12 protein-coding genes are annotated in these 15,807 nt (G+C 37.8%); 8 read left to right on the forward strand and 4 right to left on the reverse strand.

Annotated elements, in window-relative coordinates:
• Positions 1-1,110 precede the first annotated feature (1,110 nt).
• The 3 genes from ACFINE_RS02525 (at position 1,111) to ACFINE_RS02535 (ending at position 3,811) form a co-directional block, all read left to right on the forward strand.
• Positions 1,111-2,040: a prephenate/arogenate dehydrogenase family protein gene (locus ACFINE_RS02525; RefSeq protein ID WP_375620927.1), complete on the forward strand. Its 930-nt coding sequence runs from the start codon at positions 1,111-1,113 to the stop codon at positions 2,038-2,040.
• A gap of 409 nt (positions 2,041-2,449) precedes the next feature.
• Positions 2,450-3,304 carry a YihY/virulence factor BrkB family protein gene (locus ACFINE_RS02530; protein ID WP_375620928.1) on the forward strand — a complete coding sequence of 285 codons (855 nt, stop codon included), beginning with the start codon at positions 2,450-2,452 and terminating at the stop codon, positions 3,302-3,304.
• 30 nt (positions 3,305-3,334) lie between these two features.
• Entirely contained in the window at positions 3,335-3,811 is a 477-nt protein-coding gene (locus tag ACFINE_RS02535) for a YaiI/YqxD family protein (protein ID WP_273790302.1), read from the forward strand.
• Between the two features lie 2 nt (positions 3,812-3,813).
• Here the strand turns inward: ACFINE_RS02535 and ACFINE_RS02540 are convergent, their stop codons facing one another.
• Complete coding sequence (locus tag ACFINE_RS02540; protein ID WP_375620929.1) at positions 3,814-4,509, reverse strand: TlpA disulfide reductase family protein; 696 nt, start codon at positions 4,507-4,509, stop codon at positions 3,814-3,816.
• Positions 4,510-4,541: 32 nt separating this feature from the next.
• Here ACFINE_RS02540 and argH point away from each other — a divergent pair, with 32 nt between their 5' ends.
• The 5 genes from argH to ACFINE_RS02565 all read left to right on the forward strand — a co-directional run bounded on the left by argH (position 4,542) and on the right by ACFINE_RS02565 (position 11,011).
• Positions 4,542-5,942, forward strand: a complete 1,401-nt coding sequence (argH, locus tag ACFINE_RS02545; protein ID WP_375620930.1) for an argininosuccinate lyase — start codon at positions 4,542-4,544, stop codon at positions 5,940-5,942.
• Positions 5,943-5,993: 51 nt separating this feature from the next.
• Entirely contained in the window at positions 5,994-6,173 is a 180-nt protein-coding gene (locus ACFINE_RS02550; RefSeq protein ID WP_375620931.1) for an LPS translocon maturation chaperone LptM, read from the forward strand.
• Between the two features lie 8 nt (positions 6,174-6,181).
• Positions 6,182-7,462, forward strand: a complete 1,281-nt coding sequence (gene lysA, locus ACFINE_RS02555) for a diaminopimelate decarboxylase (protein WP_375620932.1) — start codon at positions 6,182-6,184, stop codon at positions 7,460-7,462.
• Positions 7,463-7,588: 126 nt separating this feature from the next.
• On the forward strand, positions 7,589-10,018 hold the full coding sequence (locus ACFINE_RS02560; protein WP_375620933.1) for a TIGR02302 family protein: 2,430 nt from the start codon (positions 7,589-7,591) through the stop codon (positions 10,016-10,018).
• Positions 10,019-10,240: 222 nt separating this feature from the next.
• A complete protein-coding gene (locus tag ACFINE_RS02565; protein ID WP_375620934.1) occupies positions 10,241-11,011 on the forward strand; it encodes a class I SAM-dependent methyltransferase in 771 nt (256 codons plus the stop codon).
• A gap of 901 nt (positions 11,012-11,912) precedes the next feature.
• Here ACFINE_RS02565 and ACFINE_RS02570 read toward each other — a convergent pair.
• From ACFINE_RS02570 to tsaD, 3 genes are all read right to left on the reverse strand, one after another.
• Positions 11,913-12,593: a response regulator transcription factor gene (locus ACFINE_RS02570; protein ID WP_375620935.1), complete on the reverse strand. Its 681-nt coding sequence runs from the start codon at positions 12,591-12,593 to the stop codon at positions 11,913-11,915.
• 907 nt (positions 12,594-13,500) lie between these two features.
• Positions 13,501-13,935: an EVE domain-containing protein gene (locus ACFINE_RS02575; protein WP_375620936.1), complete on the reverse strand. Its 435-nt coding sequence runs from the start codon at positions 13,933-13,935 to the stop codon at positions 13,501-13,503.
• Between the two features lie 697 nt (positions 13,936-14,632).
• Complete coding sequence (gene tsaD / locus ACFINE_RS02580) at positions 14,633-15,727, reverse strand: tRNA (adenosine(37)-N6)-threonylcarbamoyltransferase complex transferase subunit TsaD (RefSeq protein WP_375620937.1); 1,095 nt, start codon at positions 15,725-15,727, stop codon at positions 14,633-14,635.
• Positions 15,728-15,807 lie beyond the last annotated feature (80 nt).

Here is a 15,807-nt window from a genome sequence, read left to right on the forward strand (position 1 = left end):
AGGAGAAGGTCAAAATAGATTATGATGAAAACGACAGCACTTATGGGGAAACTTTTATGTTTGATACAGAGATGATTATCTTAGCAATGAATGTGTCTCATAAACAGAGCTAGCCATTGTTTATTATTAATAATTTATTATTTTTCATATTAAATCAATCAGAACAATGTCTTTTGCACGTCATAAGTGGGGGGCGTGTGGATAAAAGCTGTACAAGAAAGCACTAAAAATGCCTCTTATGAATGCTCTCAAATTCCAAGGTTTTTGCAACATTGGGGGTAGGAAAATATAATGATAGTGTTTTATTAAGTGTGAAGAGGGTCGTGCTTAATAGATTTATAGTTATAACATTTACGAACACTGTCGTGAGATAGGCTAGGGAGCGAGATGCCTTTTAAAACAAACCCATGAATTTGTAATCCAAATTTATTCTGTTGAGGGCGTTCTGTTTTACGTAAGGGGTGTGATTCCATTAAAGGGATATTCGGTGTTTTTGTTATCAAACTTTTTCTTTATTGAGAGGGCGTGTTTTTCTCATATTTATTTGATTTACGGTATCCGGAATCGGGAGAGGAAAATGTTTTTAATGGTATATTTTGGTATGCGTTGTTTTACGGTGTTTTCAATATTCGCGAAACTTATGTTGATGTTGTAGGTGGAGGCGTAATACGTTTTTATATAGGTCTAATGTACAAATTAATGAACGTATCGGGATAATTGGAGAAGAGTTAGTGTCTGCTTACGCTTTTGATGTGTTTTTTGTGAGTAAATTAGTAAGATAAAGTAAACTGATGGGATTTTATGTAGAGTCGTTGTTATCCTAATTGAGAGTGCATTTTATTTTGTTTCGGTGATGCGCTTTGATCAGTAATTAAGAGGGAGTTTTAGAGCGTGATTTTAGATTTCTCGTCATTTATTTTTTATGTGTTTTCTAGGTAAAGTGATCTGTTGTCAGCTTGCGCAGGTGATAATTGGTAAACTGCGTTATTCTTTATTCCCTAGTTGTCATTTTTTAATGTTTTACGCATAACTCTTGAACAAACAAACAAGAAAATTGTGATTTTACAATTGTCTTTATTGCCATTTGCAAAGAATCTTTGAAGGTGAAAGATGCTCCATATCCAGTTTGAAAAAATAGCACTCATTGGGATCGGTCTGATTGGGTCTTCTTTAGCAAGAGTGATTAAAAAGAAAAATCTTACGGCTCAGATTTCTATTGCAACACGTCGTCCAGAAACCCTGAAAAGAGCGCGTGAATTGGAGCTTGGGGACTTTTATACGACAGATAATGCAAAAGCTGTTGAAGGAGCAGATTTGGTTATTCTTTCTGTTCCTGTTGGGGCTAGTGCAGAAGTGGCAAAAACCATTCGTGATCATTTAAAACTTGGAGCGATTGTGAGTGATGTTGGTTCTACGAAAGCGTTGGTTATTGCGGAAATGGCACCTTTATTGCCAAAAACGGTTCATTTTATTCCAGGGCATCCAATTGCTGGAACGGAATATTCAGGACCGGATGCTGGTTTTGCTGATTTATTTATGAATCGTTGGTGTATTTTAACGCCTTTTGCGGATAGCGATGCTGCTGCTGTCGCACAATTAACAGCGTTTTGGGAAGCTTGTGGTGCGCGTGTCGAAAAGATGGAACCTAAGCATCATGATCTTGTTTTGGCTATTGTTTCACATTTACCCCATTTGATTGCGTATAATACTGTTGGGACAGCGAGTGATTTAGAAAAAGTAACAAATTCAGAAGTGATTGCTTATTCCGCTTCTGGTTTTCGTGATTTTACGCGTTTGGCCTCTTCTGATCCCGTTATGTGGCGGGATATTTGTTTGCATAATAAAGATGCTATTTTAGAAATGTTGGGTCGTTTTAGTGAAGGGCTTGCTTTTTTAGAACGGGCAATTCATTTAGGAGATGGTGAGACACTGTTTAACTTTTTTACACGTACGCGTGCTGTACGTCGCAATATTATTGATGCTGGACAGGAAATTGATGCTCCTGATTTTGGACGTCAGAGTGTTTCTAAAAAAGGGTGAATAAAAGCAAGGGGGGTTGTTGAATTTCGTTGGTTTTTTCTAAAAACCGATAAGAAGTTTTTTCTCTACTCAGTCATAGATTGCAATAAAAAAGAGTGGCGATTGCTCCGATATAGATAACCATGACTTCAAAAGGTTTTATGTGTGCACGATCATCTTGCTTAGTTCTCTATAGGGCATATGATGTACAGAAGAGGTTACTGATCTGTAGAAGTAACAAAAAAATGAAGTCGTTGTAGAACTTCATAGAGTGGGTTATTGTTTTTGTTTTGGTATAAAGTCGGGCTTGACCGTATTGATTATTGACCGTTATATTGCAACATTGCAAAATGTTTATTTGCAGAGTTTTGATGATTTTTATAAAACTTGAAATAGACTGAGGAAGAGTTTTACCAGAAAGTATTGAGTTTTGTTAAAAAATATCTTTTGGTATAGCTATCGTATTTTGTGTGACGCAGTAAGTCATTATTGGCGTGATAGTGGGAGTGCTTTTGCAAGCCATGTTGCGCTATCGGGGCTTTTAGCATTTTTCCCTTTTTTTATTTTTGGAACATCGTTTGCTCGTTTTCTAGGTGCTTTTACCTATACACCGCAGAAAATTAAAGCACTGGTGCAGTTATTGCCTGATGTTATTGCAGAGCCGTTATCTCAGGAAATTGTCAATGTTTTAACCATTCATCGAGGAGGTGTGTTGACGCTTTCTGTCATTGGAACGGCTTATTTTGCTTCTAATGGGATAGAGGCTTTGCGTACGGCTTTAAATAAAGCTTACCGTGTTACTGATCGACGGAGTTTGTTATTTTGTCGTTTTCAAAGTCTGTTTTTTGTAATCCTTGGAGCTGTTGGTCTTGTTGTGATTAGTTTTTTATTGATTCTGGCGCCTTTGTTGATCAAAATTATGCAAAATCATTCTTTTTTTATGACTGAATATATTGCTGTTATTCGTGTATGGCGTTATACAGTTGCAATCGTTATTTTGTTTATCAGTCTTTTGATTGTTCATAAATGGCTTCCAGCAGGGCGGCGGAAAATTATAGATATTTTACCAGGAATAGTGGTGACAATGTTTATATGGTTTATGGCTTCTATCGCTTTTGCGCAATATTTAACGATGTTTGATTATATTTCTACCTATGCAGGGTTGGCATCTATTATGGTTGCTATTATTTTTCTCTACATATTGAGTGCAATTTTTATTTTGGGAGGAGAAATAAATGCGGCGATAATGTTTTATCGCAAGGATTTGCAACATTCAGATGAATGAAAGAGTTTATTATTGCTTGAAAGCCAAGGTATGAATATCCCAATAAAGCCTGCTATCACTTTGTTGATTGATGCGGATGCTTGTCCTGTAAAAGATGAAGTTTATCGTGTGATGAATCGTTATCAGCTTAAGACATTTGTTGTGGCAAATCGTTCTTTGTCCCTTCCAGATGAAGCACTCATTGAAAGAGTGGTCGTTGCTGGTGAATTCAATGGTGCTGATGATTGGATTGTAGAACATGTGCATGAGGCAAGTATCGTTATTACCAGTGATATTCCTTTAGCAGCACGGGTTGTGCAAGCTGGGGGTTTTTGTCTTTCGCCAACGGGGCGTATTTTTGATGTAAATTCAATTGGTCAGGCTTTGGCGATGCGCAATTTGATGGAAGATTTGCGTGGACAGGGCAGTATAATAGGTGGTCCCCGTCCTTTTTCTCGTAAAGACCGTTCTGCTTTTTTGTCAGCACTGGATCTTGTTATACAACGTTTAAAAAGACGCGGTTATTAAAGTTATAGGGCTTCTTTAATGACTGCTTTTATAAGTGCTTTGGCATCGTCATTGGCCCACGGAGCTGCACCATTGAAAGAAGCAATGAGATATCCATCTTTATCAATGAGTAATGTAATGGGGAGTCCTAAAGCGAGCCCCTGTTTTCTAACATTGTTGAAAATATCCATTGTTTCATCGCGATAGTAAAGCAAATTATCTGAATGAATATTCTGTAAAAATTGCTGAATTTTTTCAGGAGAAGCAGTTTTATCGATATTAATAGCTATGACATCAAAGTTTTCTCCACCTAATTCACGTTTTAATTGCGCAAGTTCAGGCATTTCTGTGCGGCAAGGTGCACACCAAATAGCCCATAGATTGACCAGCATTGGTTTTCCAGTAAATTCGCTGAGTGTGTGCTCTTTTCCTAGAATATCCTTGAAAGAGAGTTTATTCATATCTGAGGGCGTATCAGCAAATCGTATGTGGCTAAAAAAGCCTTTTGCTGCTTTTCGTATCGCCATCATTTTTTCTGCTCGTGCTTTATCAGTATTTATTTCTTGTGCTTGTGCTGCTGAAATGAAATTGAAAAGAAAAAACTCTCTTTTGGTATCGTAGTTTATGGTTGCGTATAAACTCAATGCAATGATAAAGAATGCAAGGGAGAGTTGCCTTTTTTTATTGTTTTTTTCGCTGATGAAAATTTGAAAAATCATAATTTTGTCCTTTGGATGGGTGTTTTCAGAATATGACAGATGAGAAGTTAAAGAACCAAATGTGGGGTGGTCGGTTTGCGGCAGCTCCTGCTGCAATTATGGAAGAAATTAATGCTTCTATTGATTTTGATCAAAAACTTTATCGACAAGATATTGAAGGTTCTCTTTCTCATGTGGCTATGTTAGCGCAAACGAAAATCATTTCACAATCAGATTATGAAAAAATTGTTCATGGTTTGAAACTTATTCGCCAAGAAATTGAAGACGGTAAATTTGTTTTTTCACGAAAGCTTGAAGATATTCATATGAATATTGAAGCGCGACTGAGCGAATTGATAGGTCCTGTAGCTGGGCGTTTGCATACGGCGCGTTCACGCAATGATCAAGTTGCTGTTGATTTTCGCTTGTGGGTATGTGAAGCAACGCAAAAGATAGCACAAGCTTTAAAAGGATTGATAGAGCAATTACTTATTCGCGCAGAACAACATGTTGATACCTTTATGCCAGGCTTTACGCATTTACAATTGGCTCAACCTGTAACATTGGGTCATTATATGATGGCTTATGTTGAAATGTTTGGTCGAGATTTATCGCGGATGCGTGATGCTCTTGAGCGAATGAATGAATCGCCTTTAGGGGCGGCTGCTTTAGCGGGGACAGGCTTTCCAATTGACCGTTTTATGACAGCAAAAGCGCTAGGCTTTCGGGAACCTACACGCAATTCAATTGATAGTGTTTCAGATCGTGACTTTGCATTGGAATTTTTAAGCGCTGGCGCTCTTTGTGCAACACATCTTTCACGTTTAGCAGAAGAAATAATTCTTTGGTCAAGTGAACAGTTTTGTTTTATTCATTTATCAGATGCTTTTTCAACGGGTTCATCTATTATGCCACAAAAGAGAAATCCTGATGCGGCAGAGTTAGTACGAGCGAAAGCAGGTCGATTGAATGCTGCACTTATGGGATTGTTAACGGTGATGAAAGGATTACCGCTTGCTTATTCAAAGGATATGCAAGAAGATAAGGAATATGTGTTTGATGGGGCTTTGAGTTTGGAATTATCACTAGCAGCAATGACAGGGATGATTGCTGATTTGAAGGTGAATAAAAAAGCTATGAAACAAGCAGCGGATTTAGGGTATGCAACAGCTACAGATTTTGCGGATTGGCTTGTACGCAATTTAGGGATTCCTTTTCGCAAAGCACATCACATCACAGGGTGTGCTGTGGCATTGGCAGAAAAAAAACAGTGTCGCCTTCATGATTTATCATTAGATGAACTTCAAGCAATTTGTCCTGATATCAATGCGACACTTTTTGATGTTTTGACCGTTGAAAAATCTGTTGAAAGTCGTAAAAGCTTTGGGGGAACAGCGCCTTCAGAGGTTCTTCGACAAATTGCGTATTGGAAAAAGCGTCTCGTGAGCGCTTGAGTGATTGTATTTTAAAGGTAAAAAAGAAATCGAGATGAGGAAAGAGGACAGATGAAAATTATAATAAAGGGGTTGATGGTTGTCCTTTTTGGGGGCTTTGGTGTCGTTGGGTGTGGGCGTAAAGGGTCATTGGAGATGCCTCCTTCAACAGGAGTGAATTCTTCACAAGGAACTTTTGTTTCTCAAGGCAAAACAGATAAACCTTTTATTCTTGATCGGTTAATACAATAGGAATTTTTATGCGTTTTTTTTCTTATCATCAGGGTGTGCTTCACGCTGAAGGTCTTTCTCTTTTGGAACTTGCGCGGGAAGTTGGAACACCTTTTTATTGTTATTCAGCTAGCGCAATCGTTGCACATTTTAAAGATTATCAGAATGCATTTCATGATATGCCGAGTTTAATTGCTTATGCGGTTAAAGCGAATTCCAATCAAGCAGTTTTACAACTTTTAGCTAACAATGGAGCGGGAGCTGATGTGGTCTCAGAAGGGGAATTACGGCGTGCACTTGCTGTTGGTATTCCTGCGCAGAATATTGTTTATTCTGGTGTTGGTAAAACAGTGAGAGAAATAGATTTTGCTCTTGCACAAGATATTTATTGTTTTAACGTTGAATCAGAGCCAGAACTTGAACAATTATCGGCGCGGGCTGCTGCGCTTTCAAAAACAGCTCGTATTTCTTTACGCCTTAATCCTGATGTGGATGCTAAGACTCACAAGAAAATTACAACAGGTAAGTCTGAGAATAAATTTGGTATTCCACTGTCTTTGGCGGGTAATGCATATAAAAAAGCAGCTCAATTGCCCGGTCTTCATGTGTGTGGTGTTGATCTCCATATTGGCAGTCAAATTTGTGATTTAAAACCGTTTGAGGATGCATTTGTTATTGTTGCAGATTTTGTGCGTCAATTATGGAATAATGGTTATGCGATAACCCATATCGATATTGGGGGCGGGCTTGGTATTCCTTATGGTTATGAGCAGAATCCAGTACCTTCTCCTTTTGAGTATGCAGCACTGGTAAAGAAACATATTGCGCCTTTAGGGATCAATATTATCCTAGAACCTGGGCGTAGTATTGTTGGTGAAGCCGGTGTGTTGGTGACATCGGTTGTGTATTTAAAAAAGGGGGAAGGACGAAATTTTGTTATTGTTGATGCGGCGATGAATGATTTCATGCGTCCAACGCTTTATGATGCGTGGCAAAATGTAATGCCAGTGAAAAAAACACCAATAGATGCCCCTCTGATTAATGCTGATATTGTCGGTCCTATCTGTGAAACTGGTGATTATTTAGGCTTGGAACGTTCTTTGCCAGTGTTGAAAGCGGGTGATGTTTTGATGTTAACAGGAGCAGGGGCTTATGGCGCAGTGATGGCAAGCACTTATAATAGTCGACTTTTGGTGCCGGAAGTTCTGGTTCAGGATACGCGTTATGCAGTCATTCGTCCACGCCTTGATTATGCACAATTGATAGGCTGTGATCATATTCCAGATTGGATTGAGCCCAAATTAGATTGAGCATTATTAAATATTTTGGGTCTTATTTTTACTAAACTTTGATGAAACAATTTATTTTCTAGAAATTGTTTTGTATGGGGTTTATGATCTTAATGCACCACGATAAAAGGGGATAAATGCTTGTTTATGAAAAATAAAAACATCAAAGGTTTTGCAATGAAGCTTTTGTGTGTGCGCATTTTGATGTGGGGGATCCTTTCATTTGAACGGATGTGGGTACGGTTGTTACCATTTTTCCTCGTTCTTAGTCTCTTTTGTTCGTTTAGCTGGTTGGGACTTTTTGGTATTTTGGGCTATTGGTCACATTTGCTCTTACTTGGGGTTATACTTATTTGTGCTGGGGCGAGTTTATTTTTTCTTATTCGTTTTCGGTTTCCCACAATGCGGGAAGTAAATTGCCGCCTTGAACGCGTCAATGATCTTAGACATCAGCCTTTGAATATTCAGACAGATCGTTTATGTTCTGAAAATGATGAAGATTTTAGTGCTGTTATTTGGCGTGAACATCAACGCCGAATGGCAAAGCAATTATACCATTTAAAAACTGGATTTATCTCTCTTAATAGTGCGGATTATGATCCTTTAGCTTTGAGGGCTTTGTGTGCTCTTCTTTTTGTGTGCGCTTTTAGTTTTTCTTTTGGTTCACAAGGGGGGCGTTTGGCTGATGCCTTTGATTTTCGTCCTATCGTTGATGAAAAACTCATGCGGATTGATGCTTGGGTAACACCACCTGCTTATACCGGTGTGGCACCGATTTATTTGACAAAAGATGAGAAAACACAACTAGAAATCCCTGAAGGGAGTAATGTTGTTGTGCGTGTTGTCAATGGGGCTGGCATTACAGTAAAAGCAAAGTCTGTAGAAGATGGGAGGGAAGTTTCGTTTTCAGAGAAAACGGAACAAACAGCTTTGAATGATCCAATTGTTCATTTTGAAACACATTTAAAGCATCCAATAAATTTATTTGTATCATCACGTCGTAAAAAACAGCAATGGCATTTGCAGATAATTAAGGACACGCTTCCAACAATTCATTGGTTGGAAAAACCAGGGAGGATTTTAACGGGATCATTGGAGTTACGATATGTGGTGGATGATGATTATGGTGTGACAAAGGCTTTTGTTGAAATAGAGCCTTTTCTTCCTCAGAATAAAAGGGCTTCTTCTCTTTATAATGCTCCGGAAATAGAGCTTCTTCTTCCGCGTGGTGGAAAGGGGAAAATGCGAATGGTGCAGGATATATCAGCGCATCCATGGGCGGGTTCGCAAGTCAAAATTACTTTGGTGGCAGAAGATGGTGCGGGGCAGAAAGGGCGTAGCAAAACTTTTGTTATGATATTACCACAGCGTGTTTTTTCGAATCCTGTTGCACGCGCAGTGGTTGAACTGCGTCGTTTATTAGCTCTTAATCCTTTAGCGCGAGAGCGGGTACTTGATATGCTTTCTGCTTTGCTTGTACGTCCAGAAAAGGGGTTGCAAAATGCATCGCATTTTATTGTTCTACAAAGTGCGTGGACAAGACTTTCTTTAGCACAAACAGACGAGGATTTGCGCGATGTGGTGGATTATTTATGGCAAATTGCTTTGGGTATTGAAGGCAATCAACTTGAATCCGTGCAAAAAAAGTTAAAACAAGCACAAGCTGCTTTACGTGATGCATTGCGTTACGGTGCTTCAGCGGCAGAAATTGAACGGCTTATGGCAGATTTACGTCAAGCTATGGATGAGTATATTCGTGCTTTGGCTGAAAAAGCACCGGATAGTCAAGTTTCTAAAAATTCTAAAAGCTCAAAAAGTCCTAATCTTTCTGAAGCTACATTACAAGAAAAGTTAAATTTAATTGAGGAAATGGCTAAAACAGGCTCTTCTTTAGCAGCTGAACAACTCTTGGCGGAAGTTGAACAGACGCTTGATCATTTGCATGTGCAAAAAGGTAATCAAAATGAGGGAGAAAAAAGCCAATCTGCACAAATGAAAGAAAAGATGGACCAGCTTGGAGATTTAATGCGTCGTCAGCAAGAAATTCTCAATGAAACACATCAGTTAGAGATGGAACAAAAACGCGGAGAAAATGTACCGGAAACACAAAAAAAATCTTTAAAAAAACGTCAAGCTGAATTGCAATCTGAATTATCAACATTAGAAAAAGAATTATCAGAACAAGGATTTGAAACAGGGGGCGCCTTGAAAAGGGCAGAAGAAAAAATGAATTCTGCGGAAAATGCTCTTGATAATGGAAATCATCAGGTATCTATACAAAATCAGTCTGATGCTTTGGAATCTTTGAGGCAAGGTGCACAAAATGTTTTGAAAAAAATGCGCGAAACACTTAAAGAAACGGGAAATGATCAAAATGCTGATTCTGGTCCTAAAGATCCGTTAGGACGTCCACTTTCTTCAAAAACAGATGAAGAACAAGAAGGCGAGGCACTACCACAAGAAAGTGATCAAATGCGTACGCGGCAGATTTTGGATGAAATTCGCAAACGTCTTGGTAAAGAGCATCTTTCAGAAGAAGAAAAAAACTATCTTGAAAGATTGCTTCATTTTAATTAACCAGTGTTGGCTTTTTTCTTAATTGATGTCAAAAACAGTATATGAAGAACCTCTATGGGGTTTATCTCCAAAAAAATGATTAAAGTGCTTGTAAGGCAATAATCATCCTATTGTACTGATTTTTTAATCATTTAAGTTTAAAATATGCAATATTGAAATGTTCGCTATTGCGGAAAAAAAGCAGAAGTCCATATAGGTTTGGTATATGAAAATCTGTAATGTTTGAAATTTGTTTCTACATGGTATGTTGAGTTGGATATCGTTACGCTGAAAGATTTTTATGCTTCTGCACTTGGACTGCGTGTGCAAAAAACGCTGTGTGACCAATTGAATTTATGGTGGCCTGATCTTACGGATAAACGGATTATGGGATTGGGTTATGCACTTCCTTATCTTTCTACATTGCGTGAACGTGCCCAACAATGTTTTGCTTTTATGCCAGCTTCTCAGGGTGTTTCGCCTTGGCCTTGTTCTGAGCAAGTTGCTACAGCGCTTGTTTTTGAAGAAGATTTGCCACTTCCTGATGCGTCAGTTGACTGTATTTTATTGGTACATGCATTAGAATATACAGAAAATTCATTTGAAACGTTGAATGAAATATGGCGTGTTTTAGCACCTAATGGCCACTTGATCGTTATTGTACCTAATCGCTCTGGTTTTTGGGCGCGCAATATTACTACGCCCTTTGGTTATGGCGAACCCTATAGTCGGCAACAAATTACTCGTTTGTTCGAAAAAACAAATTTTGTTTCTGGGCCAATACAAGAAATTGTACACTATATGCCCTCTACGGGTTATTTTTCGCGGTTGTTCTCATTTTTTTATGAGCCATTTGCTCGCTATCTTTTGCCTTATTTTGGTGGACTCTTAATGTGTCAGGCACAAAAACGTGTTTATCAGGGTTTGCTCGTACAGCGTCGTCAGTCGCGACGTATTTTTATTCCTACTTTATCACCACAGACAAGAAATATTTTAATTTATAAAGATAATTAATCATTTTGTCATTGTCATAAGAACCGCAAATATAGAGGCATTCTCTTATTTCAATTTTTTGCATTTACAATTAAAAAATATTCTTTTGTACATTAATATGTGGAATTGGTATGTGAATAAAAATCTCAAGTATCTATATACCGAACCATATTTCATGAATAGTGGAAACATTTTAAAAGAAAAAAATGCTGGTATCTTCGTAAACGTAAAAATAGCAGAGTCCAAGAGATCTTACATAATATGGTTTAGGGTGGTTAAAAACTGTACAAGGAAGGATTACAATGCTTCTTATAAACCATCTCAAGTATCAAGGGCTCCTCTGCAACATCGAGATCTAACATAAGTGTGTGATGGTGCTGGCTTGTTCTTTTATAAGCGTAAAGATGGTGGTGCTCAGTGGCTTTATCGTTAGGATAAACATTTAGCGTTATATCATGAATCATATAACCTCTTAAGAGGAGATAACGTCATAAAGAATAGAGGAAAACTATAAAGATAAAAAACATCTCTCAATTTAGGCTAGTGAATATGAGATAAAGCAGTGTGTGGAGCGGTTTTTTTGAAAAAAATAATCATAAATAGCACTCATCTAAAGATGATAGTTATGATCAAGAATGTTGCTAAAAGATATCACGATTATTTATATGCGAAACATATTAAAAACTTTAGAAAGAACAAAAGCATGTGAAACAGAAGTTACAAAGTATATCGTGAGGGTTGAAAGCATTTTTGTTTTTGGTTCTCATGTTAGAATATTTCGTTTTTTATTCATAATGTTATATATTTTGTCATAAGAGTAAGTTCTATGTAATAGCATTCGAATTATATGCGAAGGTTTTTTCATCTCGTTTCTGTTTTCATTTAGGATATTAAAATTATTTTTGAAACAGTAAATCTCGAATTAAAGATTTAAACGGTAACCATTTTGATCTGTCATGAGAATTTGTGCATTGGAGGGATCGTTTTCGATTTTTTGTCGCAAACGATAGATATGGGTTTCTAAAGTATGGGTGACAATATTTTCATTATATCCCCAAACTTGTTCTAACAATGTTTCACGGCTGACAATTTTATCATTGGCATGATAGAGACATTTAAGGATCGCTGCTTCTTTTTCTGTGAGACAGATTTTATTGTTGCATTGATCAAGAAGAAGTTTTTGTCTTAGTTTAAAAGTATAGGGACCAATATGAAAGGTTGCGTCTTCATTTTGTTCATATTGGCGCAACTGTGCTCGAATTCTCGCCAATAACACCGCAAAGCGAAAGGGTTTTGTTACATAATCATTGGCGCCTGTTTCAAGATCTAAAATATTATCACAGTCTGTATCATAATTTATTATCATGATAATGGGGGCACGAAATCCTTGGGTGCGTAATTGTTTAACGGCTTTGTAGCCATCAAGATCAGGAAGTTGAAATCCCAAAATAGTGAGATCAATATTTTCTTCTTGGATTATTCTCATTCCCGCTTCTGCTGTTTTTGCTTGGAAAATTTTAAACTCTTGATGCATTTGCAATTGTTCTACTAAAATGGGGCGTAGATCATCGTCTTCAACGATTAAAAGAGTATAGTGGTTCATGTTTTTCCTTATAGGCATGTTGATGCACTGATTGATATAGTTTCATGAAAAATGAGATTTCATGCAAGAAAAATTAAAAGAGGAAAATTAAAAAAGAGTGCTTCTAAAAAATAAACTTTTATAATTTCTAATGGTTGCTTGCTGAAAAGAAGGTATTCCGTCTGCAGGGTATTTTACGTATTGGTTGGAAGCGTTTTTTATGTTCTAGAAGGTGTTTTAGCTATTGAGTGTCATCATCTTTACGCTTATGGAGAAACAAGCTGCCACTATCATTCACTTTGCCAGCTCGTGGGTGTTGCGGACAGTCCTTGGCACTTGAGACGATTCATAGGAGGAATTTTTAGTCCTTTCTTTCACGTTTTTTATCTATATGGGACTTTCTCCGCTTAGAATGTGCAAGCAAATAGCTTTTGATTGATTCAATATAAAACAGGTTGGGAATGAGAGAATCCTGCGGTATGAGGCGCACTCGTCCAACATGCAAAACAATAAACACGCAATATGATGCGTTTTTTAAGTGTGAAGAGAATTGTGCAACACCTAGCACATATGCACTGTTTAGGAGAATTTCACGATCATTTTTATTGTTTTTTTATCCACGTTCAGTTTTGTTTTTTCGTTGCATTTGTGTGTGAAGGGGCTGAGTGTTATGTTCGTGGTGTTGCTTATTATAATTGTTGAGTAAGCCTTGCTTTTAACAATGCCGAAAAGATGCATCATAAAGAGGTTTTTTGTGTAATTTGGAAGGAGACTGTATTGAGAAAGAGTGCAGGATAAAAAATGACAAAGAAAAATATCATATTTATGCATTTAGCATGAGAATACCTCAACAGAAGGAGGTGTTGTGCTTATTCTTCTGCGTTATGAAGCATCTTTTTATATGAGTTAATGAATAAAAATTATTGTTTTAAGATAAAAGCATTTCCCTCTTAAGGTTGCCCATCAAACAGACTTCTTTCCATTCATCTTCTGTCACGGGTTGCACTGATAAGCGGCTGGCTTTGACCAGCGCCATATTTGCTAGTTTGGGATTGGCTTTAATTTGTTTTAATGAAACAGGTGTTGGCATGTCACAAAGTGCACGGATATCCACACATTCCCAGCGTGGATCAGAGCTTGTAGAATCAGGGTGTGCTTCAGCACATATTTCTACAATTCCTACAATTTCTAAACCTTTATTTGAATGATAAAAAAAACCTTTATCGCCATATTTCATAGCGCGCATATTGTTACGGGCTTGATAATTGCGTACACCATCCCATTGTTCGCCATCAGCTCCTTTTTTCTTTTGCATCTCCCATGACCATTTATGGGGTTCAGATTTAAAAAGCCAATAAGCCATGTGTTCACCTTTTTCATAGATTGTTATGCATTCGTCGTGTCCAATTTTTTATAAGTATCTTTGTAATATCATCAAGGGTGATTTTTAAAATGGAGTAAAGAACGGGCATTATCTGTTTTTTCTTATTTCAAAATAACTTGTATATAGAAAAATGCGCTCCATTGATATTTCATGTTGTATAAAGGTATTTTGCTTATCTTGTAGCAGAAAAATATATCAGTGTATCGCGAAGTAATAGACTTAAAATTGCTCAGCCATGTGGAAGCTTAATCATCTTTTCAGCTGCTGTTTGAAATGTAGTTACTATAGGATCATTGGAGCATTGCGTTGGAGAGAATTTAGCAAGAAAATTGGTTCTAAAAAGCTTTAAAATTACAATGACAATGAAACGAATAAATGGTCAAAGATGATGAGGTCAACGAATGGCATTCATATCTATGCTTTGTGGGATAGAGTGCGTCTTATTATGCTGTAAAATACCGTCATTTGAAGTGTAATGATATAAGGCAGTTTTTTGAAACATGAAGTTTTTAAGAATGTGTGGTGAATATTTAGGTTTACGTGTCGATCTTTGGGTTAAGTGAATTGTGTGAGTGGGAAGCAGATGGAATCTGCTCGATAGAGAATTCGGACTATCTATAGACCGGATTGAGTAGAAATCTTCGTTCTTTAAGATGTGTGTAGGACGTCAATTTTATTATGCTTTTGTTCCACGGCGTCCCATCCCGATCAAGGGCGGGGCTTTTTCATCTAATGGCCAGCGTGAGCGGGGTGCAATGTCAAGAGAGCTTGTTTCTCCTCGTACGAGTTTTTGTGCACCGGCAAAAGCAATCATTGCAGCATTATCGGTACACAAGGAAAGAGGAGGGGCTATAAATTCAAAACCATGTTGATGGGCAAGTTCTTGCAACGTAGAGCGAATGGCTTGGTTTGCGGCAACACCGCCTGCGACAACCAAAGCAGGAGAACGCTTTTCTTGATTATCAGAGAGAGGATATTGGTGGGCAAAGTGTTGTAGGGCTAGGTGAATACGATCATGTATTGTATCGGTCACGGCGGCTTGAAAACTTGCGGCAATGTCAGCAATATCATTTTCTGTAAGAGGAGCTATGGCTGTTGCCGCTTGTCGAACAGCAGTTTTGAGTCCTGAAAAAGAAAAGTCTAACCGTTTTTCACCTTTTAAAGGTCGTGGAAGAGGGATGCGATTTTTATCACCAAATAAAGCTGCTTTTTCAAGTGCTGGTCCACCAGGATAAGGAAGACCTAAAAGTTTTGCTGTTTTATCAAAGGCTTCTCCTAATGCATCATCAATAGTGGTTCCTAAACGTTGATAGTTGCCTACTCCATGAACAATGATTGTTTGTGTATGACCTCCTGAAACTAAAAGTAATAAATAAGGAAAGCTGACGTTGTGCGTTAACACGGCTGTTAAAGCATGTCCCTCTAAGTGATTTACCGCAATAAATGGTTTGCCAGTGGCAAGAGAGAGTGCTTTTGCGCTCATAACGCCTACCAACAATCCTCCTATCAAACCAGGCCCACTGGTGGCTGCAATGCCATCAATATCTTTTAATTTTGTGTTTGCTTCTGTTAGTGCTTGCAGAATTAAATGATCAAGAACTTCAACATGGGCACGAGCAGCAATTTCAGGAACAACACCGCCGTAAGGTGCATGGTGATCAATTTGACTCCAAACAACATTGGAAAGAATTAGGCTGTTTGATTCATTGTTATATTCAATGACAGCCGCTGCCGTTTCATCACAACTTGTTTCTATTCCCAGCAGACGCATTTTAAACAAAACCTTATATTGAAGCTTCTTTCCTGCGTGCGTACCATGAACAGAAAAAGATGCAAAGTATTTCTCTTAGA

It is taken from the genome of Bartonella sp. AA97HXZ (assembly GCF_042196985.1).
Taxonomy (GTDB): Bacteria; Pseudomonadota; Alphaproteobacteria; order Rhizobiales; family Rhizobiaceae; genus Bartonella.